Raw genomic sequence first — 23425 nt, forward strand, 5'->3', positions numbered from 1 at the left:
ATAAAAATATGTCCATGAATCTAGTAGAACAGGCCAAAGACTTTGTTGAAAAATTGTTCAAAGATAAACTTTCTTCCTTATATACGTATCATAATCTAAAGCATACAACTGATGTAGTTTCCGCTGTTAATAAGCTCTCTGATTCTCAAAATATAGTGTCATCTGATAAAGAAATTTTGCTCGTTGCTGCATGGTTTCATGATACAGGATACATCAACGGTTGCTGCAATCATGAAGAAAGTAGCGCTGCAATAGCGACAAACTTCTTAACGGAATATAAACAATCAGCTGATTATAAAGCGAAAGTGGCTGATTTAATTCGTTCTACAACGTATGGATATTTGCCAAAAACGGCTTCTGAAAAAATAATTAAAGATGCGGATTACTACCATCTTTCCACTGAGGAATATGCAACAAGCTGTAATGCGTTGCGAATTGAATGGGAGAATTTAAACCAAAAAACATATTCTGATGCCGATTGGGTCGCTGAAAACATAGATTTTTTATCGAATAAACATCAATATTATACTAATTTTGCTCTGGAAAATTGGCAAGCATTAAAGGCGAAAAATATAAAAAGATTGCAGAAAAAAAGAAACAAAATGGAATTGAATACCAATAAAGAATTAGACAAGGAATTAAAAAAACGCGAAAAGGAGGAAAAGCCTGATCGTGCTATTGATACTTTGTTTCGGGTAACGTTGAACAATCATACCAGTTTAAGCGGTATTGCTGATAGTAAAGCTAACATTTTACTTTCTGTAAATGCTATTATAATTTCTATTGCGCTTTCTACTTTGATCCCAAAATTAGACAGCCCAAGGAATGCGCACCTTATGATTCCTACTTTTATCATGCTGATGTCCAGTGTGATTACTATTGTTTTTGCAATACTTTCAACACGACCAAAAGTGACTAAGGGGATTTTTACGCGTCAAGATATCGAAGACAAAAAAGTGAATTTACTTTTTTTTGGAAATTTTTATAAAATGGATTTGGCAGAATACCAATGGGCTATGAATGAGATGATGAAAGACAAGGAATACCTGTATAATTCAATGATCAAAGATTTGTATTTTTTAGGAGTGGTTCTCGAAAAAAAATACCGTTTGTTACGAATTGCTTATAATTTTTTTATGATAGGAATTGTTTTATCCGTAATTGCTTTTGTAATTGCTTTCAAAATGGTGTAAGCTTAATTTAATTCATCCAACAAATCTTGGTATGAAAAGCTTTTTTGAGTTTCATCGGAATTTTTATTGCTGACTTTTACACGAATGGCTCTAAGTCCTGAAACTCCTTGTAATTCCTCCACTTCAAATTGTTCAACGGTAGGTTCCAAAACATTTTTGAATTGTAAAAACTTGATGTAATTCAAATATTCGGTTTCTTCGTTATTGTGCGAATAAACAATTGTGATTTTTTCTTTCTCGGTAATCCGTTCTTTGGTTCCTTTGATATTGGCTTTGTCAATGCGTTTTTTTACCACTTCATAGCGGGCATTGTACGTCCCATCCACATCAAAACGTTTTTCGTCCATTCTGAATCGGATTGAAATGGGCGAACTAAAAACTAAAATCAATGAAGTTACATCGAGTTCATACGGTAAGGAATATTTCAATTGGTGGTGTTCTAATTCCATTTCACATAAGGTTTGCAACTGCCACAACCTTAAATTATGAAGGTACATGGTGTCAAAAGCTTTTGATGGCGCAATGGAAGATCCAATGTAAAGATTGTGTTCTACGCCATCCGTTTTGAAACGCTCGTAATAATGAGGATAAATATTCTGAGCTTCGGCTTGTTTTTTATCAAGAATAGACGCTAATTTTTTATTGATAATCGACATGGCATTGTCGAATTTCTTTCTGGAATGGTAAAACATTCCTGATTTTTCATCCAGACTCTCAAAATAATTTTTTTCTAAAGTTTCTCCGGCAGGATCCGTCTTAGTATTTCTTAAAATGGGATGGATTTCATTTTCAATATAAAGCTGAATTTGTTGCTCCGTATCTGCTTTCAAAGGCGAATCTAGTTGTTTTAGTAGCGATTGCAGTTCGAATTTTCGTTGTTCTAATAAAACTAAATTCGTCTTTGTTTTTTGATTATCAAAGATTTGAATAAGCGCATTCAACTGGTTTTTTAAATCCTCCTTTACGGTTTCGTTTCGGTGATTTGAAGAACCTTTAATGTCAATTTGTCCGTACAAAGGATAAACTTCTTTGAAAACAATTTCTTTAAAAATGTAATCTCTGGTCTGCGTTTGAAAATATTTCTGTGCCTCTTTACGAAATTTCCAATATACACTGGGGTGAATTGCCGTATATTCTCTTTGAATTATTGCCTCAATTTGGTTTTGCATATCCGTGTTGTATCGTTCCACCGTGTCAATCAAATAAGGTAAAATCAAGTCTAATTTGCTGGCATTAATGCTGTTTAGCTCTCTTGGACTGGCCGAAACAAGCTCAACTACTCCTAAAAGCATTCCGTTTTTTATAATGGGCGCAAAAATACAACTGTGAATGTTCTGGTTTAATAAATGACTACCAAATATTTGGTTTCCGGGTTCGTGAGCAAATTTTTCAACATTAGAAACCGATATGGCTTTGTTGTTTTCCAATAAATTTTCAAATGAACAACCCAACAATGCATTTTTGCAGGGTACTTCTTCTTCGGTAGACAGGATAAAACTAGTCAGACTAGTGTCATTCAACGTTGGTTTTACAAATTTATCCTCCTCTGCATTGTATACAATTACGCCAACTCTTAAATCGGCTATTTTAAAAATGGAACGAAAAATAGATTCGAAATTTTCCTGTAGCGCTATTTGTTCTCTTTCCGGTTTCAGTAAATTACTTTTTAACTTGGAAATAGAACTTTCGGTGGTTGCATCAAAGAGAATTGCAATTCCAAAACCTTTTAGAATCCAGCTCTCAACCGGAAATTTCTCTTTCCATAAAGCAAGGTCGTCATAATTATCCATTAACATATCGATGTCGTCTTGCGATAATTTTGGTGCTTTATCAGTGGTAATTATTTCTAAAAAATCAGCATTGTACAAAATACGGTACTGATTCATAATTCCTTTTTTGTTTGGAATATCGTAAAATAAAGGTTTGTTGAAATCAATTTTCTGACCATAAAATTCATTCAAAATCAGCGTGCAGCTCATCACGTAAAATTGATGTTCATCAAAGTCCCGAATCGCCATGTCAAATAATACACCTGCTTCATTTACAATTTTTTTGAAGCGTTCTGTGTAATTAAAAGTAAAATTCTGAAATGGAATCGTAACTGCCTTAATTTCATTGTTTGTTAAAGCCGTTGGGAATAAATCAGCCAGTAAATATTGGATTAAAGTTTCGTTTTCGTGAATCAAATCCAAATTTTCTATCCCTGTTATAAATTCAGGAAAAGGCTCAATTTCTTTAAGTAATGCTTTGGCATAATTCGCCCGATAATCTACATTGGTAATCGCAATTTCCTCCAAGGATTCTATGAGCTTATGAAACGAAATCAACGTTTTGAACGGACTTTCTTTGAAAAAATTAGGCGTCATTTTCTGTTGGCTTTTGGTGTCGTAAATTTACAAATAAACCAAATTTCAATGGTTGATTTTTGCGTTTATTTATAAAAAAAATCTCCAACTACTTTCGCAATTGGAGATTGATATATTTTTAATTATCGCTCTTTAAACAGTGACTGATCATTGAACACTAATTACTGCACACTAACTTTTCTCTTCTTTATTGAAATAAACTAAGTAATAATACATTTGTTTCTCTTCATCCCATCCTTTTTCCACATATTTTTCAGCACTTTCAGGGTTGATGAAATCCATTTTAATTTGGATGTGTGTATCTAAGTTAATAACGTTTTTGATTGATTTTCTAGCGTCAGAAACTGCTGCATTCGCAATAGGAAAAGTGGTTACATCTTCAATGCTGTACTTTTCTCCTTTGTCCATTTTGTAGTTTTTAAACTCTGGAATAAGGTCTGGATTATCCAATACTTCATTTAAAAATTCAGTTTCTTCAAATTCATCGTTTTTGGCAAAATAGTTTACCGAACGGTTCATAAACATCACTTCTTCTTTTTTGTCTTCGGCAGGGAAAACAACATCTTTAGCAAAGTTCTGACAGAACTTTAAATACTTTTTAGTGATAAAGTTTTCATCCTCAAAAGCATCTACAGATAAGAAATGTTCCAACCAATATCTGGCATCATAGCGGTTGCTGTCAACAGTTAGGATTTTGTATCCTTCTTCTTTTTTATAATTAAAGATAATACATCCTTTGTCCAGCTTATTCAAACTGACACCTTGTTGTAAAATCATTTCTAAGTGCGTTGCTTTTTCTTCAAACTGCAAAAAATCCGCTTGTATTTCACTCTTGAAAATCCCTATAGCATCCACCACATTATTGTCAATGCTCACGTTCGTTAAATATGTTACGTAAACTTCACCATTCTTGATGTGCGGATGGTTGGACTGCTCAAATAAGTGTGAGGTGATTTTTTTAGAAACGTCATGAATCGTACTTGGATTATCAAAAACTTCCGTTGCAAATTTGAACATATCATTATAGTCCAAATCAATTTCATGGGCAAACTGAAAATAGTTTTCTTCTTTCTCTCTAAAAGGTTTAAAGAAAAATTCTTTCATCAAAGGCACAATCTCATCATTCAGATTAAACGGTTGCTCCGATAAAAAAATGGCTTCGTTTCTACTTTTATTACCCACTCTATGAATGGATAAGTTTTCGATGTGCGTGTTATATAAGTTAATCATATTTTTTTATGGTTTCCTCCCCCCAGCCCCCTCCGAAGGAAGGGGAGATGAGGCGTGATTTTGTATTTATTAAATTTTTTTATAATTGTCTGGAGTAATGCCTAACAAAGAAAGCCATTAAAAAAAATGTCCTTGGGTATCGATACGGAAATTCATTTTATTTTTATGTGGTTAGTCTCCCTCTCCTTTGGAGAGGGTTGGGGAGAGGACTAATTCCAATTCTCCTCAAACCCATAATCTTCAAAACTGTCATCGCCCTCAAACATGTCCAGATCATCTTCGTCTAAGCCATCTTCAAATTCGGCGTTGTAGTCATCGGCATTGTCAGATTCAAAGTTTTTTTCCATTGCTTCATCCGGCATTTCTCCATGAGAAAAAATAGTTTCAGGATATAAATTCCCAACAACTTGATCTTCTACAGCAGCAAGCTCTACAAGGAATGTCCACATATTTATGAAATCATAGACATATAAAATTTTGGTGTTTTGTTTGTCTAAAATATCGGATAATTGGTAATCGCTCATGATTTTTTGTTCGCCTGGAACATCACCGGTATCAAAAAGTGAAATCTCATCTTCTTGGTTCCAAGTTTCATCACAAGTATAAAAAGAGGCCACTTCCATTCCGTCAAAACCGAATGAATTGAAAATTGCATTGTGCAAATCTTCTAAGGTATCGTCTTCAAGTATTGCAATGTCTCTAAAAACATCTTCTTCCGCGTCTAGAATCACTCTAAATTTATAAACCATAATCTTTGTTTTTATGAAAGGTCAAAGGTAAAATATAATTTTAGATTTAGATTTCAGATTTTCGATTTGTTGATAATATTTTTGCGTATGCGTAAACAAGGAATACATCAATATCGAAATGTTTTCGAAGAAAAGGAAAAAAGTAAATCTTGTTTTAGAACTAAATATTTAGCTCCGAAATTAAAGTTTTTAGTCGTTTGGTTTAATTTTAAAAACACTTGCGACTCTTTTTCGGAACTGATGGTATTTTTTATGAGTTGGATATTGTCTGTTTGATGTCATGTTATTAAAAACTAAAGCTACGGCTAGCAAAATAAGAACACCGGTTAAAACAGGAGAAAATACATACCAGTATCCTAGATTTTTAATTTCGTTTGAGCCAGTTACCGCTATCAGTGCGGTTGCACCGCCTGGCGGATGTAATGTTTTAGTCATTTGCATAAAAACAATGGAGAGGGAAACAGCAAGTGGAGCGGTTAACCAAACGATATCCGGGACGAATTTATATACTGTAACGCCTATGATTGCAGAAATTAAGTGCCCTCCAATAAGATTTCTAGGCTGTGCCAATGGACTTTGGATGACACCATAAACCAATACGCTCGATGCTCCAAAGGAACCTATTAAATAAACCACATCAGATTGTGGTAATGTGTGAGATTGTAAATAAGCGATTAATCCTATGCCTATAAAAGAGCCGAGAAAAGCCCAGAAATGTTCTTTGAAATCAACCAAAGTTTCTTTGTATAGTATGTACTTGGTTTTGCGGTAACTCCTTTTTATTTTATATTTAGTATTCATTATGAAAAAAAGAGAGTGATAATTATATTCATTTTATCGTTTTGGAAGAGATTTTATTTTTCATAAAATTCAACCGGTAAGTTATCTGGATCTGCGACAAAGAAGAAGCTTTTTTGAGTAAATTCATCTACACGAATTGCTTCTGCAGTTATATTTTGAAGCACTAAATAATCTCTTGTTTTTTGAATGTCATTCACTTCAAAAGCTAAATGGCGCATTCCAGCCGCTTCAGGCATGGAAGGACGTTTTGGCGGGTTTGGAAATGAGAATAATTCAATCACATATTCTCCGTTAAGTGCTAAATCAAGTTTGTACGATTGTCTTTCTTGACGGTAAATTTCCTGAATTATTGTTAATCCTAGAACGCTCGTGTAGAACGTTTTTGATTTTTGATAATCGGAACAAATAATGGCAATGTGGTGAATTTTATTAAGTTGTAGCATTTGTATTATAATGAAGAAAGCCTAATCTGATGATTAGGCTTTGGGTTTTTATTTTTTTGCTTCGGAACAAAGTCCCACAATTTCATGGAAAGTGTCGTGTAAGTCAGTAATTGATTTTACAATTGCGGCATCAGTTCCATTAGACTTTACTAATTTGTGAAGCGCTTTGCTTTTAATTTGTAATCGTTCTGCTGAAGCTAATATGGCGTCAGTTCTAAATTCTGTTGGAATATCTGATTTTAATAACATCGCTGCTTTGTTCATCATTTCTTCCGAACGTGCTTTTATTGGAGCCAAATTTCCTTCTTCTGCAGGATGGAAAGTTTGTGACATTACTTCGTGAAATTCTTTTATGGCAGGCCATTTATCAAAAGTGGATTGTGCCGAAACAGAGTTTGCGACAACGATAAGTGCCAAGACTAGAAATGTTTTAAGATGTTTCATTATGATTTGTTTAAGTTGTTATAACAAAGATAGGAAAATTTATTTTTGAGAAATTGTAATTCCAATATTCATTATTCATTCAGTTTCCGAATCACTTTTGCAGGATTTCCAACGGCCAAAGAATTGTCAGGAATGTCTTTTGTAACCACAGAGCCAGCACCAATTACACAACCATTTCCTACAGTGATTCCTGGACAAATAACGGAATTTCCGCCAATCCAGCAATCATCGCCAATGGTTATAGGCAAAGCATTTTCCAGTGTTTTTCTCAGTTCAGCATCCAGCGGATGTGTGGCGGTGTACAATTGAACGCCCGGAGCAAAAAAGACATTGGAACCTATAGTTACTTTGGCACAATCCAAAACGACACAGTTTACATTGAAATAAACATTTTCGCCACAACTGATATTGTAGCCGTAATCGCAAAAAAATGGCGGTTCAATATAAAGATTTACTCCTGCATTAGGAATCAGTTCTTTTAGAATTTCACGTGCTTTTTTGGTTACTCGATACTCGGTAACATTTAATCGATGGAGTAAATTTTTAGATTTTCGTCTGTCTTTTACTAAAACAGGATCGCCTGCCAAATAATATTCTCCGGCAATCATTTTTTCTTTTTCGGTTATCATAGTTTTTTTAATTTATGCAATGCAATTATTTATTTGTGCTTTCAGATTTTAGTTTTAGCAATTTTATCATGAATTTTCAGTGTTTCTTGTAAAGCGGCACTTCCGTACCAAAGCGTTAATTCTGTTTCCAGAAGTTTCGATTGTACCGCAGGATCTGTCGCCACAAATGATTTAGCTTCTTCAATACTGCTGGCGTTAAAAATATAAATACCTCGATAATTTTTATCATTTTTCATGAAAGGACCTGCCACAACCAGTTTTCCTTCTTTTGCTAATCGATTAATGTTAGCCATGTGTCCCTCAAATAATTTTTTGGTTTCTTCTTTAGTTGCGGTTGTATTGCTTCCTGTTTTTAATAAACAAAAAACATATTGCTTCATTCCGTAATCATCTGCATTCAGCGATTTTGCCAGTTTTTCATCAAATGCTGATTCCGTTTCTTGAGAAAATATAACTGAATTAAAAGAGAATAATAGAAGAAATAAGATTGATTTTTTCATTTTTTCAGAATTTGAATATACACAAATTTAAGGTTTTCATAATAAAATAAAAAATGCATGATTTCAAAATCAAAATGTATTGATTAAACAACTCATCCTATAATTTCAACAGTTCAGTATTAACTTTTTCTGGTTGTCATTTTTGCGGTAGATATTTGCTTTATCAAAATTAAACAACATGAAACCAACATTTATTCAACTACCAAATCATTCGAAAAGAAGCCTTAAATCGATTTTCACTTTTGCTATTTTATTATTCAGCCTGACTATTTTTTCACAAAATACAATTTCAGGGAAAGTGGTGGATGAGAAAGGAAAACCGGTTTCTGGCGCTAATGTTTTTATTGAAGGCACTTATGATGGCGCATCGACTACTGACATAGGTGATTTTAGTTTTACGACTACTGTAAAAGGGAATCAAACTTTGGTGGTGAGTTTCCTAATTTATGAAACTTCTAAAATAATGATTGATGTGGCTAATTTCCAAAATAAAACCATCAAATTACGAGAAAGTGTGACATCGCTTGATGCAGTCGTTATTACGGCCGGAACATTAGAAGCCGGTGACAAAGCCAGAGTTTCTGTTTTGAAACCATTAGATATTGTAACTACAGCTGGTTCTGCGGGGAATATTATTGCGGCTTTGCAAACGTTGCCGGGAACACAAACGGTAGGCGAGGACGGAAGATTATTTGTTCGTGGTGGCGAGGCCAATGAAACGCAAACCTTTGTAGATGGGATTCGGGTAGCGCAACCGTATGGAGCGGGTACAAATAACGTACCTACAAGAGGCCGATTTTCTCCTTTTTTGTTCAGTGGAATGTCTTTTTCTACAGGTGGTTATTCCGCGGAATATGGCGAAGCATTATCTAGTGTGTTGTTATTGAACACCCAAGATGAGCCAGACCAAAATAAAACCGAAATATCATTAATGACCGTTGGTTTAGGAATTGGAAATACTCAAAAATGGAAAAAAAGTTCGTTGAGCGTGAATGCGAATTACTTGAATTTAGCACCGTATCAAGCAGCAATTCCTCAAAACGTGGATTGGAATAGTCCTTTTCAATCGTTGTCTGGAGAAACGGTGTATCGCTATAACTTCAATAATGGGATTTTGAAAGTGTACGCTGCTTTTGACTCTTCAAAATTTGATATTAATCAGGAAAGTATCAATTCACAGGAGAAAATCAGAGTTGATTTAAATAACAATAATTTCTATTTAAATTCTTCCTACAAAGGCGTTTTTGGGAACAATTGGCAAATTACTTCTGGATTGAGTTATGGTTACAGCAACAACAAAATAAATTTAGATTCAGATAAAGTGGCGAATGATGAAAATGCAGCTCATTTGAAATTAAAATTAAGAAAAAGCTTTTCAGAAAGAGTGAAAATATCCTTTGGAGCGGATTATTTTGTGACCCAATTCAATGAAGATTTCAACGAAAATTCAGGTTCGGTTTTCACCAATGGGTATGATTCGAACATAGCAGCTATTTATACCGAAGCTGATATTTTCTTCTCTAAAAAATGGGCTGCAAAAGTAGGAATACGAGCTTCAAATAATGATTTGCTGAACGAAACTGCTATTTCTCCCCGAATTTCATTTGCGTATAAAATGGCTAAAAACAGTCAGTTTTCATTTGCGTATGGCGATTTTACCCAAACTCCAAATGCCGAATATATCAAGTATTCCAGTAATAATCAATTTGAAAGCGAAAAGGCATCACATTACATTTTGAATTTTCAGTACAATAAAAATGGTAAAACATTTCGTGCTGAAACCTATTATAAAGACTATCGCAATTTAGTGAAATTCGATACTGAAACAGCACGTTATAATTCGGTTTTTGATAATTCCGGTTTGGGTTACGCGAAAGGGTTGGATTTGTTTTGGAGAGACGGAAAATCAATCAAAAACTTAGAATATTGGGTTTCCTATTCGTACATCGACACGGAGAGAGATTATAAAAATTTCAGTTCTCAAGTGACGCCAAGTTTTGTTGCAGATCACAGCTTATCAATCGTTACTAAATACTGGATAAATGATTGGAAATCACAGATAGGCTTCACGAATTCATACAGTTCTGGGCGTCCTTACAACAATCCAAATGAAACAAAATTCATGAATGGAAAAACTAAATCGTACAACAGTTTGAGTTTTAATTGGGCGTATTTATTGAGTCAACAAAAGATTTTATACTTCTCAGTTTCTAATGTTTTAGGTTCTCAGAATGTCTTTGGATACGAATATGCTAACAATCCAGACAATACAGGCTTTTACAACAGAAAAGAAATTATTCCTACAGCCGATCGTTTTTTCTTTGTAGGATTCTTTTGGACGATTAGTAATGATAAAAAAGACAATCAGTTGAGGAATTTGTAAATGACAATTTCAATTTCAATAGCAATGAAAATATTTGAAATTCAAGTCCAATCACAATTCATCCATCAAAATTGACAGTTCAGTATTTTTAAATTTTAAACCAATAGAAACCGAGATACTTTTGAAGTATAAATAACACAACGTTTCAATCATCAAAAAAATAACCATTTAAAACCAAGAAATCATGACAAAAGTTATCACCACAATCGTATTTTTTATCTGTAGTTTAGTATCTGCTCAAGGGCAATTTGAGCAAGGAATGGGAAAAGCGTTCCAGTTATGGGGCGAAGGAAAGAACACCGAAGCTTCGGATTTATTCGAAAGAATTGCAGCTGCCGAAAAAACAAGTTGGTTGCCAAATTATTATGTGGCATTAGTAAATACGACAACTGCTTTTAGAACAAAGGATAAAGATCAAATGAATTTATTACTTTCAAAAGCACAAAAATCATTGGATATAGAAATGGATAAAAATCCAAATAATGCAGAATTATTGGTGATGCAAGCGATGATTCATACCGCTTGGATTGCTTTTGACCCAATGACAAACGGACAAAAATTATCCGGAACGGTGATGGAATTATACGGAAAAGCACAGGCAATTGCTCCAGAAAATCCAAGAGTTGTTTTTGGTAAAGCCGAATTTGAAATTGGTGGTGCGCAATTTTGGGGAACTGATACTAAACCGATGTGTGCCCAAATTGAAAAAGCTATTGGACTTTTTGCTACTTTTAAACCGGAAACACCTTTTTCTCCAAAGTGGGGATTAGATAGAGCTTTAGCAGCACAGAAAAATTGTAAATAGGAGAATTGGAAGAAAAAAGACAGAAACTTTTTCTGAATTGCATCAGAATAAATATCAAAATAAAATGAGCAGAATATACAAAGAACTTCAAAGAGCGATAAAATTGACACTTATTATTTTTGCTGTGATTCAATTAGTCAATATGATAATGGGAAGTGAAATTTATTTTGGTAAAAGATTGTTAGTAAATTTTTTATTCACAATGATGTATACTTTTTCTTTATACGCTGCAAACATGTTTCTTTTTTGGAAATTAGATTCTTATTTTGAAGATAAATTTTCGGTAAAAAGGCTAACACTGGGATTTATAGGTTCGTTTTTAGTTTCATTATTAGTGATTTTTTTAATGCACGTATTTGAAGTAGTGGTGTATAATAAAAATTCTTTTGATTATTTCTTGGCCAACGAAAAACCTTCAAGTTATTTAGGGTCAATAATCATCACTTTTTTTGTCACATTATCCATTTACACTATTTCATTTTACAAAGCTTATAATGAGAACAAAGTAAAAGAACAGAAAATTATTGCAGGAACAGCTAACGCGAAATTCGAGAGTTTAAAAAATCAAATTGATCCTCATTTCCTTTTTAATAGTTTAAATGTTCTGAGTTCATTAATTGAAGAAAATCCAGAAAATGCACAACGATTTACGACTTCGTTATCTAAGATTTACCGATATGTTTTAGAACAAAAAGATAAAGAACTGGTTTCGGTAGATGAAGAACTGGCTTTCGGCAAAACGTATATGAATTTATTAAAAATGCGTTTTGAAAACAGCTTATTTTATGAAATGCCCACAACTGCAATTTCGGCTGAAGCCAAAGTCGTGCCGCTTTCTTTACAGCTTTTATTGGAAAATACGGTGAAGCATAATGTGGTTAGTGAGCAAAGACCATTGCACATCCGGATTTACGTGGAAGGCGATTATCTTGCCGTTCAAAACGATTATCAAAAGAAAGAAGTTTTGCAGGAGCGTCAAGGTGTTGGTTTGCAAAACATAATCAACAGATATGGAATCATCACGAATAGAAAAGTCCTGATTGCTCAAAATGAACAAACATTTACGGTTAAAATACCTATTCTAACAAAACAAATAACTGTTATGGAAACAACTTTAAACACCAATGAAAATACCGCATATTACAGGGCCAAAAAAAGAGTGGATGAGCTGAAAGGTTTTTACGCAAACTTGATTTCTTACTGTTGTGTTATTCCGTTTTTGATTTATATCAATTTAACTTTTTCACCACATTTTCAATGGTTTTGGTTTTCTGCAGCCGGATGGGGATTTGGATTAACGATGCATGCTTTCAAAGTTTTTGGTTACAGTTCCAATTGGGAAGAGAGAAAAATTCAAGAAATTTTGCGTAAAGATCAGCAGAAACAAACTTGGAAATAGGAATTAAAACATTTTAACCTAAGAAAAATTTAAATAAAAAGTCATGGAAAATACTTATCAAAATGAAGATCGCTATTTTCAAGCGAAAAAACAAGTGGAAGAAATTAAAGGCTTCTACGGGAACTTGACAGCCTATATTGTCTTTAATATTGCTTTGCTAATCATAAATTTAGTAACATCTCCGGAGCATTTATGGTTTTTTTGGCCAATGTTAGGATGGGGAATTGGAGTGATTTTTCATGGTATGAAAGTCTTTAACTATATGCCTTTTTTTGGTAAAGATTGGGAAGAACAAAAAATTAAGGAGTTTATGGAAAAAGAAAATAGGAGAAAAGATACTTGGACATAAAATCACAATTTTTCTATTACAATTGAAGTACTTTTTAAAAAAATAAATGTCACATAATAACATCGAAATGAAAAGAAATTATAATTCTGGGTTTGGAGAATTTCAGCCGGAAGATAATTACGCTGCCGCTCAACAGGAAGTAAAGCGATTGAAAGGTTTTTATACGCATTTAATAGTGTATGTAGCTGTAAATATATTGATTGTGTTTATCAATATTAGAGATTTGGATCCGGGAGAAAGCTATTTCAAAATTGAGAATTTCTTTACGGCATTCTTTTGGGGAATAGGAATTGTTGCGCACGGATTTTCTGTTTTCTTGCCTAATTGGATTTTTGGAAGAAACTGGGAAGAGAAAAAAATCAAGGAGTTGATGGAGAAAGAAAAAAGTGAAAAATGGGAATAAGGATTAATGTTCATCCCGAAGCTTCGAAATCAGTTTTTTTAGTATTCAGTAAAACCTTTAACTTCCATTCTCTATTTTCTAACCTCTAACTTAAAAAATGAAAACAATAATTATAGAAGACGAAAAACCAGCTGCCAGATTACTCCAAAGAAAACTGGAAAAACTAAACATTCAAGTAGGAGTGATGTTGCATTCCGTCGAAGAAGCACTTGATTGGTTTTCTAAAAATGAACATCCGGATTTGATTTTTCTGGACATTCAATTGTCGGATGGTTTGTCCTTTGAAATTTTTGAAAAAGTTGAGATTAAGAGCGCTGTAATTTTCACGACTGCTTATGATGAATATGCGCTTCGTGCTTTCAAATTGAATAGCATCGATTATCTTTTGAAACCCATTGACGAAGATGATCTCGAAATTGCCGTCGCAAAATTCAAGTCGCTTATGCCAAAACAAGAATTACAAACACAAAGTCTTGGAATTGATTTTGAGCAAATCAAAAAGATGTTGACCAATCCGTTTGAGAAAAACTATAAAAAACGATTTACGGTAAAAATAGGCCAACATTTGAAAGTGATTTCAATAGATGAAATCGAATGTTTTTTTAGCGAAAATAAAGGAACCTACATCCATACTTTTGACAATAGGAATTATTTAATCGAATGTACGTTGGAACTTTTAGAGCAGGAATTAGATCCCGGAGATTTCTTCCGTATTAGTAGAAAATTTATAATTCCATTGAAAGCAATCAAAGAAATTGTCGTTTACAGCAACTCTCGTTTGAAAGTTATTTTGCCCTCTTTTAAAGAAGAAGATGTGATTGTAAGCAGAGAAAAAGTATCCGATTTTAAGACGTGGATTGGGTAGTTTTAAAACAAAAAAAAACTGTTTCAAATGTGACTCAAAAAATCCTAAAAGGAAATTTTTGACTCTAACAATTGAAACAGTTTAAATACCTTTAAGATTTAGAAATTAATCAAATAATGATTTAATTTCTTTTTCTGTCTTGCCTAATTTTTGTTGTAATTTACCCCACATTTCATCTTCTTTTCCTTCTTCGTATAGCAAATCATCATCCGTCAAATCGGCAAATTTCTGTTTAAGTTTTCCTTTCAACTCATTCCAGTTTCCTTCAATCTCTTTTGAATTTGGCATAATATCTAAGTTTTAAATTACTATTTGTTCTTTACAAATTTGATAATTTTAAGCTGTTTGATTGTTATATAATTCTGTGAATCTCTTGTATAATTCCTATAAAAAGTGTTGTTTAATGCGTTTTGAGGAAATTTATTAAATTGAAATAGATGTTAAATTATAACTACAAGTATATAATTCTAACGCAATGGTAATGTGAAATCTGTGTTTTCGATATAGATATTCTCTATGATTAATTTACACCTTAAAAAACGTCTTTCGAATGCCAATTAGTACAAAAATCAATACTGTGAAGAGAATGAAAAAAGGGATGATATAATCGATTAGACCTGATGGTAACATGATTGCAATAATTAGTAATTGAAAGCCTAAACCGTAAATAGAAACCAAAGTCATAAACCAGTTTGGAAAGGTTTTTACTTTGTAAGCATCTTTATCCAGAAGGTGAATTATCTTATCAAACGTGCCATAAACGACGGTGTAAATGCGAAACAAAATGTCGACGGATTTTTGCGTTTCTCCAGGTAAAGCTCTTGGTGATTTGTACTCAAAAATTTTACTTGTGGTATCTCCGCCAACGGACTTATTTCTTAAAATCACATAGTAATAATTGTATAAAGTACCTTGTAATTGAATACCAATAAAGGCCAAAACAGTAAGCCAAAATGATGTTTTTGAGACATAACAAATGGTCATTAAAAATAGAAAATTCAGGATGATATCGAATACGCTGTCCAAGTATCTTCCGGTGTAGGAAGGCGTGTTTTTTATACGAGCCAGTTCGCCATCGGCAGCGTCGATTCCAGATTTCAGCAAGATGAAAAAACCAGCTAAAAAGTACGATCCTTCAAGAATATAATAAATGGCTATCAGACCGGAAACACCAAAAAGTAGCGTGACATGTATGGGTGTAAAACGGGTATTTTTTAATTGATTGGCGAGAAATTTTCCAAAAGTTCTTCCATAATCTGATAAATCTAAAAATTTATCTTGAGCGGCAAGTTTAGACATTTACGTTAATAAGCAAAGAAATGTGACAATATAGTCAGGCAATATTGGTTTTGAATTATGATCTTATTTTGATAATCTGTGTAAAGAAAATGTCATTGCTGTCAGTAAAATGAAAGCCATTACTTGGTGTATCAATCCCAACCAAAGCGGAACACCGTATAGCAAAGTAAACACACCTAGTGTAAATTGTAAAAATACAATAATCACCAAAGTCTTGATTCCTCTTTTCTGTAGCACGGTAAGCAAGTGTTTACGGCTTGTAAAATACAACGCCAAAATAAGCCCGACTACAACATAAGCCATAGTACGATGAACAAATTGAACGCCACTTTTTCCTTCGATTAGATTTAAAAACAAGGTACTTTTTTCTATGAAAACACTGTCGTGAATGAATTGTCCGTCGCTCATCAAAGGCCAGTGATTGTGAATTAGACCTGCATTTAAACCTGCAACAAAACCACCATAAATGATTTGGATAACCAGAAATACTAATGCAACGCGTGCAAGATTACGCAAAGGAATTATTACTTTGGATCTGTTTGGGTAAATTAAATCCAAAGCAACCCAAAGCGTATAGGCAAACGTAATGAAAGCAAATGTGAGGTGCAAGGCCAATCTGAAATGACTTACATCGGGATTGTCAATTAAACCACTACGAACCATGAACCAGCCCAAAAATCCTTGAAAACCGCCCATAAAAAGCAAAACAACACATTTTTTGATGGTTGCGGTCGAAAGACGTTTCTTGAACAAGAAATAAACAAATGGGACTATAAATGCCAGACCAATTATTCTACCAATAAAACGGTGAAACCACTCCCAGAAATAGATGAATTTGTAATCACTTAGCGTAAAATCATTGTGGATATTGATTTTTTGATATTCTGGAAATTTTTTATATTCTTCAAAAGCGTGTGACCATTTTTCTTCTGTTAAAGGAGGGAAAGTATCGGTTACTAAATGCCAATCGGTCATTGATAAACCAGAATTTGTCAATCGGGTAATTCCTCCCACTATAACCATCATAAACAATAATAAGCATCCTGATAACAACCAAATGATAACGTAATTATTCTCTTTTTTCATTGTTCAAAATTAATTTTTACAAAGGTATTTGAAATGCAATTAAATGTTAATTCAACAAGCGTTAATCTTTAATCCGATTTTTGTGGCTCTTTTTAACATGAAATCATATGCCGCCTGATATTCATTGGGAATTTCTCCTTCTAAAATGGCTTCTTTTATGGCTTCCTTCAGCATTCCGATTTCTTTAGAAGGTTTTAGGTCAAAAATCTTCATGATTTCCTCTCCAGAAATTGGCGGTTGGAAATTACGAACCTGATCGCGCTCTTCCACTTCAACAATTTTCTTGCGGACGATTTCGAAATTATTATGGTATTTCTTAAATTTATTAGGGTTCTTGGTCGTAATATCGGCTTCGCACAACGTCATTAAATTCTCAACATCTTCGCCTGCGTCAAAAACCAAACGGCGCACCGCAGAATCCGTTACTTTATCTTGTGATAATACAATCGGACGGGAACTCATCATCACCATTTTTTGGACAAATTTCATTTTGTGATTCAATGGCATGTGCAAACGTTCAAATATTTTTTTTGCCATTTTTCCGCCAAGAAATTCATGTCCGTGAAAAGTCCAACCTTGTTTTTTATTAAAACGTTTCGTTGGCGCTTTTCCAATATCGTGCAACAATGCTGACCAGCGCAGCCAAACGTCATCTGTATTTGGACAAATATTATCTACAACTTCCAGTGTATGGTAGAAATTGTTTTTGTGGGTGTGACCTTCTATTTCTTCAACTTGATTCAAAGCTGTCAACTCGGGAAGAATAATATCTAAAAGTCCTGTTTTGAACAAATGTAAAAATCCGATTGAAGGTTTATCTGTCGAAAGTATTTTATTTAATTCATCAACAATGCGTTCTCCGGAAATGATTTTGATTCGCTCTGCGTTCTTTGTGATGGAGTCCAATGAATTTCCTTCAATATCAAAACCCAATTGGTTCGCAAAACGAATGCCTCGCAACATACGCAACGGATCATCAGAAAAAGTAATATCTGGATCCAAGGGTGTTCTGATTATTTTGTTTTTTAAATCTTCCAGACCATTAAAAGGATCAGATAATTCTCCAAAATTTTCAACATTTAAAGATAAAGCCAAGGCGTTTATGGTGAAATCACGACGGTTTTGGTCGTCTTCTAATGTTCCGTTTTCCACAACAGGATTCCTACTTTCAAAATGATAGGATTCTTTTCGGGCTCCTACAAACTCAATTTCGGTATCTTCAAAGCGCAACATCGCTGTTCCGTAGGTTTTGAAAACCTGAACTTTTGGTTTATTAGGAAGTAATTGAGAAACTTTTAAAGCCAATTCGATTCCGCTGCCAACGGCAACAATATCAATGTCTTTTTTAAAGTCTCTGTTCAAAAGTAAATCTCTAACAAAACCACCAATCACATAACTGTCAACGTTAAGTTCTTGTGAAGCTTGAGAAATGACTTCGAAAATTTTATTATGTAAGGCCGTTTTGTAATTCATTTTTTATTACCGCAAATTCGCTAATTATTTTTTGGTATCAACGATACGTTTGTATTCTAAAGAGTTAAGGTTGAAATTAACTAAAATTGCAAGTTTGTTTCCAGAAATTTTCAAATAATTTAAACATTGATTGTAATGGCTATTGTTAAAACATTCAACAGTTTTTATCTCAAGAATTATTTTGTCATGAATAATAAAATCTGCGTAAAATTTATGTTTTAAAATTGAATTTTTATATTTAACGGTATATTCCTTCTCTCTTTCGTAATGAATATTATTTTCGTTAAATTCAAATTCCAATGCATCTTTATAAACAATTTCAGAGAAACCTCTGCCAAGATTTTTGTGGACTTCATATAAAAGTCCAACAATTTTATAACATTCTTCTTTATAAATTAAATCATCCATTTTTCAAATTGAATTAGTGAATTAGCGGTAAATAATAACTATTTCCGAATCACTTTCACCTGAGAATCGTTCGTCAATTTTATGATTGTCGAAGGTTTTCCGGCTATTTTTTCGCGATGCAAATTTACAACATAGTCTATACCTTTTATAATTTCTGGACTAATATCTTTAAAGGCAATAGGAGTAGGCTGTCCGGAGATATTTGCAGATGTTGAAACTAATGGTTTTTTCATTTTTTCCATCAGCTTAAAACAAAAAGGCTCTTTTACAATACGAATTCCCAATGAGTTGTCTCCTGAAACTAAATTTGGAGCTACATTTCTTGGTTTGTCCAAGATTATGGTTGTAGGTTTTTCGGATAAATCAATGATTTGCCAGGCTACTTCAGGAATGTCTTTAAAAACATTGTACATCATTTTTTCGCCATTCATCAAAACAATCATGCTTTGAGTTTCGGCTCTTTTTTTGAGTTTGTATATTTTGGCGACAGCCTCAGGATTTGTGGCATCACAACCTATTCCCCAAACGGTGTCCGTAGGATAAAGGATGATTCCGCCTTCTTTTATGACTTCGTAGGCTCTGTGAATTTCGTCGTTAATATTTTCCATTTAAAATAGTTTTATATTCTTGTAGCGTTTTTTGTGCCATAATCGATGTCGTATAATACTTCAACAGATTTTCTTTAGAAATAGCGACAAAATTAGCTATCATATTCTCATTATTAAATAAGTATTCAATTTTTTCGGCTAGTATTTCAGGACTTTGCTTTGGAGCTAAAAGTCCATTAATTCCATCTTGGATAATTTCAGGTATTCCACCAACGTTTGTACTGATAACAGGGACTTCATGATAGAAACTTTCATAAATCACTTGCGGAATTCCTTCACTTTGTGAGGTTAGCAACAACGCATCGAATTGTGGAATGAAATTAGAAGCACTTGGCATGTAGCCAAGAAATAATAGGTTTTTTTCTAAATTGAAGCTTTTTACACTTTGCAATAAATCCTCAGTACGATCTGTATGACTTCCTATTTGAATGAAAATAAAATCAGTCCTTTTTTGTACATTCACAATTATATTCACGGTCTCAATCAGAGTTTCAAAATTTTTGGCCCTGATGTGATTGCCTATAATTCCGATTATTTTTTTAGAAGGATCGACTGCAAATTTTTCTCTCAGTAGAAATGGAGTTTTAGAATTTTTAGTTCCAATATTAGTTCCGTGATAAATTGTAATTAATTTATCTTTATCAATTATTGATTCTTCTGTGATTCTTTTTGTTTCCTCCGAAACACATAAATACTTCTTAATTTTAGAATAATTGTATTTATAAAGTGTCAACTTTTTATTTTTAATGGGAAACGATGTTTTTTTGCTGAATACAAAAGATGGTAAACCGGCAAATTTATCAGCTACAATTGCTAGAACAATTGCGGATGGGTCATGCAGGTGAATAATATCAGGTTTGTATTTCCTATTCAGCTTAATTATTTTTAATACAAAACGAAGATCCATATTAATAGACAAAGGTGCAGTTTCCGTGATGATATTGGTCTTAGACAAGCGTTGATGAAAAAGTTCATCTTTCACACACAAAACGATATTGGTGATTTCAGGATTCGACTGTGCCAATTCAAAACACAAGTTTTCAATATGATTTTCGCCGCCACCCCAACTTTTTACTGCGGATATGTGTAGAACTGTCATTATTTTTTTTTCATTTTAATGTTGGTTTTTCGATTTGGTATCGCGTATTTATTAAAAAAATAGCACTCTTTTTTTGAGGAATAGTTGGTATAACTCTCCTGTTTTCTTTCAATTAATGATAACGATTAATCAGAAATAGAGATAAAAATTCGGGTAAAATTACATTAAATATTTTAAGTCTTGAATTCAATACTTACTTTTGTCTTTCAATTCTGCTTTTTATGAAATATATCTTTAACCCTTCTTTTAAATCTTTAGAGAAACAAATTAGGAACTTTGTAAATAATTTTGATACAATAGGAATACTATTTGGTGACGGTCAAAGAAATAAGATTAAACTATTTGAATTAGAAGACAAGATGATTAATATCAAATCGTTTAAAATTCCTAATATTATCAATCAAGTGGCTTACAAATATTTCAGAAAATCTAAAGCAAGGCGTTCTTATGAATATGCGAATAGATTGCTTGAAAACGGTATAGGAACTCCACATCCTATTGCTTATGCTGAAAATTTCAAATTGTCAGGGCTGGAAAAAAGTTTTTATATCAGTGAACACCTACAGGCGGAACTGACTTTTAGAGAATTAGTGCTGCAACCTGATTATCCTGATCACGAGAATATCTTGCGACAATTTACCCAATTTACATTTGATTTGCATCAAAAGGGAATTGAGTTTTTAGATCATTCACCTGGAAATACATTAATCAAGAAAGAGGCTAACAACGCTTACAGTTTTTACTTGGTGGATTTAAACCGAATGAATTTTCATGATATGATGGATTTTGATTCCCGTATGAAAAATTTCAACAGGCTTACGCCAAAAACAGAAATGCTGGCTATCATGAGTGATGAATATGCTAAACTTTACGGTAAAAAATACGATGAAGTTTTTGCCAAAATGTGTTTTTATACCAATGATTTTCAGACAAAATTTCACAGAAAGATTGCTCGAAAAAAGAAATTATTGTTTTGGCGATAGCGATTCTTCGGTATTCCAAAGTTGTTCTAATTCTCGATATCGAGTATAAACGGAGTTTGCGTTTAAATAGCAAATAATCAAGCCTTTTTTTCCGTCAAGAAACCCTAATCGCACAATATAATTGAATAAAAAATTATAAGCAGGATGCATAAATCGTAATAAAAAGAAAGATTTTTGCTTCTTTATAAATTTCTCCTGAGCCTTAAATTTGCCGTAGCAAATGGTTTTTGATTTATATGCTTGAAAATTGGAATAGGAGTAATGAATGAGTTTGTTTTTTAGCACCCCTATTTTACCATTGACTTTTAATTTTTCATGTACGAGCCTTTCTTTAGTGTAAGCTGCATGATTTTTATTGAAAAGTCTAAATATCTTATCATTTTGATTTCCACTGAAATGCAGCACTTTGTCTTTGAACATAAAAGTTCTGTAAAAAAGAAAAGCCGAATACGTTTCATTAGTATTTATCGTGGTTATGATTTCATTTTTTAATTCAGGAGTCAGTCTTTCATCAGCATCCAGAAATAAAATCCAATCATTTTTTGCTTGAGAAATCGCAAAATTCCGTTGAGAAGAATAATTTTCAAATGTATTTTGAACGAAGGTGACTTTGTCAAAGGATTTGCAAATAGCTTTTGTTTTATCCGTACTGAATGAATCGACAACAATAATTTCATCAGCAAAATCCAGATCAGCCAAAAGTGACTTCATATGATTTTCCTCGTTTAATGTGATTATTAAAACTGAAATGTTTTTGTTGCAATTGTCTTTCATTAATTTTTGACTGATTTACAAAAATATAGCATTCGGATTAAATTCAACTTTTTACTTTAAAAGTTTATTTTAAATGAGTTTCTAAAAAAGTATTTAACAAAGGATAAATTAATTCAGGGGTGAATTGTCTGTAGAATGAAACTGTTTCTTTTTTTACGATTTTAGCGGTTTTGCTTTCAAATAAATCGGGTTTAAACTCTTTTAAATGTAGCGAAACATGATTGATTCCATCTTCAAATGTGGCCCAGCCTTTTTTATCAATCCAAGGCGAAAAAATAATAAAAGACGGTTTCTCTAAAGCTTTTGCCATATTTATTGCGCCGCCATCATTACCAATTATCATATCACAATGGTTCATAATAGCAATAAATTCTCGGATGCTTTTGCCTAAAACGGAGAAGTAAATCTTCTGTTTTGTGCTTTCTTTACATTGATCGTAGATAGTTTTCGCTTCTTCAATCTGCTTTGGAAAATAATTAAAAAGAATATTTACATCACCTTTGTCTGCGATAAAATCAACTAATTGCGACATGTATTCCAGAGGATAAGTTTTGTCTGCACTGCTTCCAATGATGCTCACCATTATCGTTTTTTTGGATTGGTCTATTCCGTGCGATTCAAAAAGTGCAGTAGCAAAATCATTTTCTTCTTTCGTAACATAAATACGTGGGAAAGTTTCTAATTCTATAGGCAGATGTAATGGATTTAAGAGTGCTAATCGTTGTTCGATTATTAAACCCAAATTTGTTTTAGATGTTTTTTTCCGTTTCACGGTATCTGTATAAAGAAATTCTCTGCCCTTTTTCCAATACGATATTTTTTGTTTGGCACTAGAAAATAATACGACCAACCAACTTTCTAATTTAGAATAAGCGTCAATGACAATGTCATATTTTTCTGCTCGAATGGATTTCAGTAACTTGAAATATTCCCATTTGTTTTTTTGATGTTTTTCCTGAAAAAGGATGAGATTATCAAAACTTGTATTTCCTTGTAAAACAGCAATTGTCGATTCGTAAACCATATAATCAATTTGCACTTTTGGATAGGCTTTACGCAAATTATCGCATAAAACGGAGCTTACTAACACATCACCAATCATTTTTTGTTGAATTACAAGTATTTTCATTTGGAGA

General features: G+C 33.0%; 25 protein-coding genes. 8 read left to right on the top strand and 17 right to left on the bottom strand.

Annotation, left to right across the window (positions count from 1 at the left end):
* The first annotated feature begins 14 nt into the window (after positions 1 to 14).
* Positions 15 to 1193: a Pycsar system effector family protein gene (locus G7A72_RS14060; protein ID WP_165152905.1), complete on the top strand. Its 1179-nt coding sequence runs from the start codon at positions 15 to 17 to the stop codon at positions 1191 to 1193.
* A gap of 2 nt (positions 1194 to 1195) precedes the next feature.
* Here G7A72_RS14060 and G7A72_RS14065 read toward each other — a convergent pair whose 3' ends face one another.
* The 8 genes from G7A72_RS14065 to G7A72_RS14100 form a co-directional block, all read right to left on the bottom strand.
* Positions 1196 to 3559, bottom strand: a complete 2364-nt coding sequence (locus G7A72_RS14065; RefSeq protein WP_165152906.1) for a GAF domain-containing protein — start codon at positions 3557 to 3559, stop codon at positions 1196 to 1198.
* Between the two features lie 171 nt (positions 3560 to 3730).
* Complete coding sequence (locus G7A72_RS14070; RefSeq protein WP_165152907.1) at positions 3731 to 4789, bottom strand: nucleoid-associated protein; 1059 nt, start codon at positions 4787 to 4789, stop codon at positions 3731 to 3733.
* A 209-nt stretch (positions 4790 to 4998) separates the two neighbouring features.
* Entirely contained in the window at positions 4999 to 5538 is a 540-nt protein-coding gene (locus tag G7A72_RS14075) for a hypothetical protein (protein WP_113666187.1), read from the bottom strand.
* Between the two features lie 189 nt (positions 5539 to 5727).
* Positions 5728 to 6339, bottom strand: coding sequence for an HPP family protein (locus tag G7A72_RS14080; RefSeq protein ID WP_165152908.1), 612 nt, complete (start codon positions 6337 to 6339; stop codon positions 5728 to 5730).
* 53 nt (positions 6340 to 6392) lie between these two features.
* The gene (locus tag G7A72_RS14085) at positions 6393 to 6782 is read right to left on the bottom strand and encodes a VOC family protein (RefSeq protein WP_165152909.1); all 390 of its coding nucleotides are present in this window, start codon (positions 6780 to 6782) and stop codon (positions 6393 to 6395) included.
* 48 nt (positions 6783 to 6830) lie between these two features.
* Entirely contained in the window at positions 6831 to 7226 is a 396-nt protein-coding gene (locus G7A72_RS14090; RefSeq protein WP_165152910.1) for a hypothetical protein, read from the bottom strand.
* Positions 7227 to 7297: 71 nt separating this feature from the next.
* A complete protein-coding gene (locus tag G7A72_RS14095) occupies positions 7298 to 7855 on the bottom strand; it encodes a sugar O-acetyltransferase (protein WP_165152911.1) in 558 nt (185 codons plus the stop codon).
* Positions 7856 to 7896: 41 nt separating this feature from the next.
* Positions 7897 to 8355: a YciI family protein gene (locus G7A72_RS14100; protein ID WP_165152912.1), complete on the bottom strand. Its 459-nt coding sequence runs from the start codon at positions 8353 to 8355 to the stop codon at positions 7897 to 7899.
* A gap of 178 nt (positions 8356 to 8533) precedes the next feature.
* Between G7A72_RS14100 and G7A72_RS14105 the strand changes: the two genes are divergently transcribed.
* The 6 genes from G7A72_RS14105 (at position 8534) to G7A72_RS14130 (ending at position 14559) form a co-directional block, all read left to right on the top strand.
* Positions 8534 to 10738 carry a TonB-dependent receptor gene (locus G7A72_RS14105; RefSeq protein WP_165152913.1) on the top strand — a complete coding sequence of 735 codons (2205 nt, stop codon included), beginning with the start codon at positions 8534 to 8536 and terminating at the stop codon, positions 10736 to 10738.
* A gap of 184 nt (positions 10739 to 10922) precedes the next feature.
* Positions 10923 to 11543 (top strand): hypothetical protein, encoded by a 621-nt coding sequence (locus G7A72_RS14110; RefSeq protein ID WP_113666180.1) that lies wholly within the window; start codon positions 10923 to 10925, stop codon positions 11541 to 11543.
* Positions 11544 to 11607: 64 nt separating this feature from the next.
* Positions 11608 to 12942, top strand: a complete 1335-nt coding sequence (locus G7A72_RS14115; RefSeq protein ID WP_165152914.1) for a histidine kinase — start codon at positions 11608 to 11610, stop codon at positions 12940 to 12942.
* Positions 12943 to 12985: 43 nt separating this feature from the next.
* Positions 12986 to 13291 carry a 2TM domain-containing protein gene (locus G7A72_RS14120; RefSeq protein ID WP_165152915.1) on the top strand — a complete coding sequence of 102 codons (306 nt, stop codon included), beginning with the start codon at positions 12986 to 12988 and terminating at the stop codon, positions 13289 to 13291.
* 46 nt (positions 13292 to 13337) lie between these two features.
* Positions 13338 to 13694, top strand: a complete 357-nt coding sequence (locus tag G7A72_RS14125) for a 2TM domain-containing protein (protein ID WP_241258519.1) — start codon at positions 13338 to 13340, stop codon at positions 13692 to 13694.
* A 97-nt stretch (positions 13695 to 13791) separates the two neighbouring features.
* Positions 13792 to 14559, top strand: a complete 768-nt coding sequence (locus tag G7A72_RS14130) for a LytTR family DNA-binding domain-containing protein (RefSeq protein ID WP_165152916.1) — start codon at positions 13792 to 13794, stop codon at positions 14557 to 14559.
* A gap of 105 nt (positions 14560 to 14664) precedes the next feature.
* Here the strand turns inward: G7A72_RS14130 and G7A72_RS14135 are convergent, their stop codons facing one another.
* From G7A72_RS14135 to G7A72_RS14165, 7 genes are all read right to left on the bottom strand, one after another.
* A complete protein-coding gene (locus tag G7A72_RS14135; protein WP_091258074.1) occupies positions 14665 to 14847 on the bottom strand; it encodes a CsbD family protein in 183 nt (60 codons plus the stop codon).
* Positions 14848 to 15084: 237 nt separating this feature from the next.
* Complete coding sequence (locus G7A72_RS14140; RefSeq protein WP_165152917.1) at positions 15085 to 15858, bottom strand: CDP-alcohol phosphatidyltransferase family protein; 774 nt, start codon at positions 15856 to 15858, stop codon at positions 15085 to 15087.
* Between the two features lie 63 nt (positions 15859 to 15921).
* The gene (locus G7A72_RS14145; protein WP_165152918.1) at positions 15922 to 16944 is read right to left on the bottom strand and encodes a COX15/CtaA family protein; all 1023 of its coding nucleotides are present in this window, start codon (positions 16942 to 16944) and stop codon (positions 15922 to 15924) included.
* Positions 16945 to 16995: 51 nt separating this feature from the next.
* Positions 16996 to 18417 (bottom strand): CCA tRNA nucleotidyltransferase, encoded by a 1422-nt coding sequence (locus tag G7A72_RS14150; protein ID WP_165152919.1) that lies wholly within the window; start codon positions 18415 to 18417, stop codon positions 16996 to 16998.
* 24 nt (positions 18418 to 18441) lie between these two features.
* Entirely contained in the window at positions 18442 to 18825 is a 384-nt protein-coding gene (locus tag G7A72_RS14155; protein WP_165152920.1) for a GxxExxY protein, read from the bottom strand.
* 38 nt (positions 18826 to 18863) lie between these two features.
* Positions 18864 to 19433: an L-threonylcarbamoyladenylate synthase gene (locus G7A72_RS14160; RefSeq protein WP_165152921.1), complete on the bottom strand. Its 570-nt coding sequence runs from the start codon at positions 19431 to 19433 to the stop codon at positions 18864 to 18866.
* Positions 19420 to 20532: a glycosyltransferase family 4 protein gene (locus G7A72_RS14165; protein WP_165152922.1), complete on the bottom strand. Its 1113-nt coding sequence runs from the start codon at positions 20530 to 20532 to the stop codon at positions 19420 to 19422. Before G7A72_RS14165 ends, G7A72_RS14160 begins: the two co-directional genes overlap by 14 nt.
* Positions 20533 to 20753: 221 nt before the next feature.
* Here G7A72_RS14165 and G7A72_RS14170 point away from each other — a divergent pair, with 221 nt between their 5' ends.
* Positions 20754 to 21515 carry a lipopolysaccharide kinase InaA family protein gene (locus G7A72_RS14170; protein ID WP_165152923.1) on the top strand — a complete coding sequence of 254 codons (762 nt, stop codon included), beginning with the start codon at positions 20754 to 20756 and terminating at the stop codon, positions 21513 to 21515.
* Here G7A72_RS14170 and G7A72_RS14175 read toward each other — a convergent pair.
* Both G7A72_RS14175 and G7A72_RS14180 read right to left on the bottom strand, forming a co-directional pair.
* Complete coding sequence (locus G7A72_RS14175; RefSeq protein ID WP_165152924.1) at positions 21498 to 22289, bottom strand: glycosyltransferase family 2 protein; 792 nt, start codon at positions 22287 to 22289, stop codon at positions 21498 to 21500. The two genes, G7A72_RS14170 and G7A72_RS14175, sit on opposite strands and share 18 nt — an antisense overlap.
* 64 nt (positions 22290 to 22353) lie before the next feature.
* Positions 22354 to 23418: a glycosyltransferase family 9 protein gene (locus tag G7A72_RS14180; RefSeq protein ID WP_241258520.1), complete on the bottom strand. Its 1065-nt coding sequence runs from the start codon at positions 23416 to 23418 to the stop codon at positions 22354 to 22356.
* Between the last annotated feature and the right edge of the window lie 7 nt (positions 23419 to 23425).

It is taken from the genome of Flavobacterium sp. Sr18 (assembly GCF_011064265.1).
In the GTDB taxonomy this organism is placed as follows: Bacteria; Bacteroidota; Bacteroidia; order Flavobacteriales; family Flavobacteriaceae; genus Flavobacterium; species Flavobacterium petrolei.

What these genes read in the sequence shown, in the direction of transcription:
- G7A72_RS14095 (WP_165152911.1), bottom strand. Translation starts at nt 7,855, where the DNA reads ATGATAACCGAAAAAGAAAAAATGATTGCCGGAGAATATTATTTGGCA.
- G7A72_RS14140 (WP_165152917.1), bottom strand. Translation starts at nt 15,858, where the DNA reads ATGTCTAAACTTGCCGCTCAAGATAAATTTTTAGATTTATCAGATTAT.
- G7A72_RS14085 (WP_165152909.1), bottom strand. Translation starts at nt 6,782, where the DNA reads ATGCTACAACTTAATAAAATTCACCACATTGCCATTATTTGTTCCGAT.
- G7A72_RS14150 (WP_165152919.1), bottom strand. Translation starts at nt 18,417, where the DNA reads ATGAATTACAAAACGGCCTTACATAATAAAATTTTCGAAGTCATTTCT.
- G7A72_RS14180 (WP_241258520.1), bottom strand. Translation starts at nt 23,418, where the DNA reads ATGAAAATACTTGTAATTCAACAAAAAATGATTGGTGATGTGTTAGTA.
- G7A72_RS14060 (WP_165152905.1), top strand. Translation starts at nt 15, where the DNA reads ATGAATCTAGTAGAACAGGCCAAAGACTTTGTTGAAAAATTGTTCAAA.
- G7A72_RS14105 (WP_165152913.1), top strand. Translation starts at nt 8,534, where the DNA reads ATGAAACCAACATTTATTCAACTACCAAATCATTCGAAAAGAAGCCTT.
- G7A72_RS14160 (WP_165152921.1), bottom strand. Translation starts at nt 19,433, where the DNA reads ATGGAAAATATTAACGACGAAATTCACAGAGCCTACGAAGTCATAAAA.
- G7A72_RS14130 (WP_165152916.1), top strand. Translation starts at nt 13,792, where the DNA reads ATGAAAACAATAATTATAGAAGACGAAAAACCAGCTGCCAGATTACTC.
- G7A72_RS14170 (WP_165152923.1), top strand. Translation starts at nt 20,754, where the DNA reads ATGAAATATATCTTTAACCCTTCTTTTAAATCTTTAGAGAAACAAATT.
- G7A72_RS14100 (WP_165152912.1), bottom strand. Translation starts at nt 8,355, where the DNA reads ATGAAAAAATCAATCTTATTTCTTCTATTATTCTCTTTTAATTCAGTT.
- G7A72_RS14080 (WP_165152908.1), bottom strand. Translation starts at nt 6,339, where the DNA reads ATGAATACTAAATATAAAATAAAAAGGAGTTACCGCAAAACCAAGTAC.
- G7A72_RS14120 (WP_165152915.1), top strand. Translation starts at nt 12,986, where the DNA reads ATGGAAAATACTTATCAAAATGAAGATCGCTATTTTCAAGCGAAAAAA.
- G7A72_RS14135 (WP_091258074.1), bottom strand. Translation starts at nt 14,847, where the DNA reads ATGCCAAATTCAAAAGAGATTGAAGGAAACTGGAATGAGTTGAAAGGA.
- G7A72_RS14145 (WP_165152918.1), bottom strand. Translation starts at nt 16,944, where the DNA reads ATGAAAAAAGAGAATAATTACGTTATCATTTGGTTGTTATCAGGATGC.
- G7A72_RS14110 (WP_113666180.1), top strand. Translation starts at nt 10,923, where the DNA reads ATGACAAAAGTTATCACCACAATCGTATTTTTTATCTGTAGTTTAGTA.
- G7A72_RS14065 (WP_165152906.1), bottom strand. Translation starts at nt 3,559, where the DNA reads ATGACGCCTAATTTTTTCAAAGAAAGTCCGTTCAAAACGTTGATTTCG.
- G7A72_RS14155 (WP_165152920.1), bottom strand. Translation starts at nt 18,825, where the DNA reads ATGGATGATTTAATTTATAAAGAAGAATGTTATAAAATTGTTGGACTT.
- G7A72_RS14115 (WP_165152914.1), top strand. Translation starts at nt 11,608, where the DNA reads ATGAGCAGAATATACAAAGAACTTCAAAGAGCGATAAAATTGACACTT.
- G7A72_RS14125 (WP_241258519.1), top strand. Translation starts at nt 13,338, where the DNA reads ATGTCACATAATAACATCGAAATGAAAAGAAATTATAATTCTGGGTTT.
- G7A72_RS14075 (WP_113666187.1), bottom strand. Translation starts at nt 5,538, where the DNA reads ATGGTTTATAAATTTAGAGTGATTCTAGACGCGGAAGAAGATGTTTTT.
- G7A72_RS14165 (WP_165152922.1), bottom strand. Translation starts at nt 20,532, where the DNA reads ATGACAGTTCTACACATATCCGCAGTAAAAAGTTGGGGTGGCGGCGAA.
- G7A72_RS14070 (WP_165152907.1), bottom strand. Translation starts at nt 4,789, where the DNA reads ATGATTAACTTATATAACACGCACATCGAAAACTTATCCATTCATAGA.
- G7A72_RS14090 (WP_165152910.1), bottom strand. Translation starts at nt 7,226, where the DNA reads ATGAAACATCTTAAAACATTTCTAGTCTTGGCACTTATCGTTGTCGCA.
- G7A72_RS14175 (WP_165152924.1), bottom strand. Translation starts at nt 22,289, where the DNA reads ATGAAAGACAATTGCAACAAAAACATTTCAGTTTTAATAATCACATTA.